The organism is Streptomyces sparsus, assembly GCF_054776295.1.
On sequence record NZ_BAAHCA010000756.1, the window covers coordinates 1 to 2,455 of the forward strand.

At 71.7% G+C, this 2,455-nt stretch carries 2 protein-coding genes; one reads left to right on the plus strand and one right to left on the minus strand.

Annotation, left to right across the window (positions count from 1 at the left end):
• Nucleotides 1-56: 56 nt before the first annotated feature.
• On the minus strand, nucleotides 57-1,307 hold the full coding sequence (locus tag ACYVE9_RS23005) for a glycoside hydrolase family 10 protein (protein ID WP_461029803.1): 1,251 nt from the start codon (nucleotides 1,305-1,307) through the stop codon (nucleotides 57-59).
• 240 nt (nucleotides 1,308-1,547) lie between these two features.
• Between ACYVE9_RS23005 and ACYVE9_RS23010 the strand changes: the two genes are divergently transcribed.
• Complete coding sequence (locus ACYVE9_RS23010; protein WP_461029804.1) at nucleotides 1,548-2,408, plus strand: 3-hydroxybutyryl-CoA dehydrogenase; 861 nt, start codon at nucleotides 1,548-1,550, stop codon at nucleotides 2,406-2,408.
• The last annotated feature ends 47 nt before the right edge of the window (nucleotides 2,409-2,455 follow it).

Below are 2,455 nucleotides of genomic sequence, written 5' to 3' on the forward strand. Positions count from 1 at the left end.
CGGGCGCGCCGCGGGACACGTCGGAGGGCGAGCCCGGGGCGCGTCGGGGGCGGGGGTCAGACGCGGGCGGAGTAGTGGTCGCGGACCACCCGGCTCATCGCGCCGATCGGGTCGGCGCTGACCGCCTTGGCGGAGAAGAAGACGTTGCCCTTCACCTCGGGCTGCTTCCGGCAGAAGGTCAGGTGCCGGGAGAGCTCGTCCGGCTCGTGCCACGGAGCGGGCTGCGCCGCGTCGGCCACCTTGTACAGCGCCTCACCGATGTGCAGGTCCACCCCGGTACCCGCCACGACGTCGCTCCACCAGCGCACCAACGTGGCGTAGTCGGCCGCCGGATGCCCCAGGTGCCAGTACACCTGCGGCACGATGTGGTCGACCCAGCCCTCCTTGACCCACTTGCGGGTGTCGGCGTACAGGTCGTCGTAGGTCTGCACTCCCCCGGCGGTCGCCGAGCCACGCGGGTCGGTGGACTCGTTCCGCCACACCGCGAACGGGCTGACGCCGAACCGCACCCCGGAGTGGTCCTGTCGCAACCGGCGGGAGGTCTCCTTCACCAGCAGGTCGATGTTGTGGCGCCGCCAGTCGCCCCGGGAGTCGAACCCGCCGCCGTACCTGCGGTACGCGGCGGCGTCGTCGAAGTCCGCGCCTGCCGCGGGGTAGGGGTAGAAGTAGTCGTCCCAGTGCATCGCGTCGATGTCGTAGCGTTCCACGGCGTCGAACATGGCGTCCTGGACGAACCGCCGTACCGCCGGCAGGCCGGGGTTGTAGTAGAGCTTGCCGCCGTAGGGGACCACCCAGTCCGGGTGGCGCCTGGCCGGGTGCTCCGCGGCGAGCTTGCGGGGGTCGGTGTGGTTGGCCACCCGGTAGGGGTTGAACCAGGCGTGCAGTTCCAGACCGCGGCGGTGCGCCTCGCGCACCGCGAAACCCAGCGGGTCCCAGCCGGGGTCGCGGCCCTGCTGCCCGGTGAGCCAGTGCGACCACGGTTCCAGCGGCGACGGCCAGAGGGCGTCGGCCGTGGGCCGGACCTGGAGGATGACGGTGTTCAGCCGGCGGCGCACCGCGGTGTCCAGGTACGCCAGCAGCTGGTCCTGCTGCTGCTGCCGGCCCAGTCCCGGAGAGCTCGGCCAGTCGATGTTGGCCACGGAGGCCACCCACATGCCCCGCATTTCGGTCCCCCCTCCCCCGCCGGCCGGTGGCGCCGCCAACTCCCGCTCGGGTGTCGGCCTGGCGTCGGCCGAGCCGGTGAGCAGCGGACCGGACAGTGCTCCGGCCGCCGCGGCAGCGAACATCCGGCGTGTGATCCGCCCCATCGTGCCCCCTGATTCCATGCTGTGTCCCGGTTGGTCCGGTAGGGATGTGACGCGTGGCACAGCATGCCCCGGGCCGCCCGCACGGACGGGGACTGACACGGGCGCCGGGCATAACCGGGTGAGTTCGACACCCGGGCATCACCCGGGCGGCGGACCCGGGTAACGTCGGTCGGCGAGGCGCAGCGGCCGACACCCTTGGCCCGCGCGCCACGGACCGGACAAATCAGGGAAAGGCACGATGTGACCGACATCGAACGCGTCGGAGTGGTGGGCTGCGGCCAGATGGGCGCCGGCATCGCCGAGGTGTGCGCGCGCGCCGGGCTGGAGGTCAAGGTCGCCGAGACCACCGGCGAGGCGCTGGAGCTGGGCCGCACCCGGCTGGTGAACTCGCTCGGCAAGGCCGCCGAGCGCGGCAAGATCTCCGAGGCCGAGCGGGACCAGGCCCTGGACCGGCTGAGCTTCACCACGGACCTCGGCGAGTTCGCGGACCGCGACCTCGTCATCGAGGCCGTGGTCGAGAACGAGCAGGTCAAGACGGAGATCTTCCAGGTGCTCGACCAGGTGGTGTCCCGACCGGACGCGATCCTGGCGTCCAACACCTCCTCCATTCCGCTGGTGAAGCTGGCGGTGGCGACCTCCCGCCCCGACCAGGTCATCGGCATCCACTTCTTCAACCCGGCGCCCGTGCAGCAGCTGGTGGAGCTGATCCCGGCGCTCACCACGTCGGAGGAGACCGTCACCCGCGCCGAGGCGGTCGTCACCAAGGCCCTGGGCAAGCACGCCATCCGGGCCCAGGACCGCTCCGGTTTTGTCGTCAACGCGCTGCTGATCCCCTACCTGCTGTCCGCGATCCGGATGTTCGAGGCCGGTACGGCCAGCCGCGAGGACATCGACAACGGCATGGAGATGGGCTGTGCGCACCCGATGGGCCCGCTGAAGCTCGCCGACCTGATCGGGCTGGACACGGTGGCCTCGGTCGCCGACTCGATGTACGAGGAGTTCAAGGAGCCGCTGTACGCCGCGCCTCCGCTTCTCCAGCGCATGGTGGACGCCGGCCGGCTCGGCCGGAAGACCGACGCGGGCTTCTACCCGTACGGCTGACCGGCGCGGCTCGTCCCGGCTGCCGACACGGCCGCGGACGAGCCGCC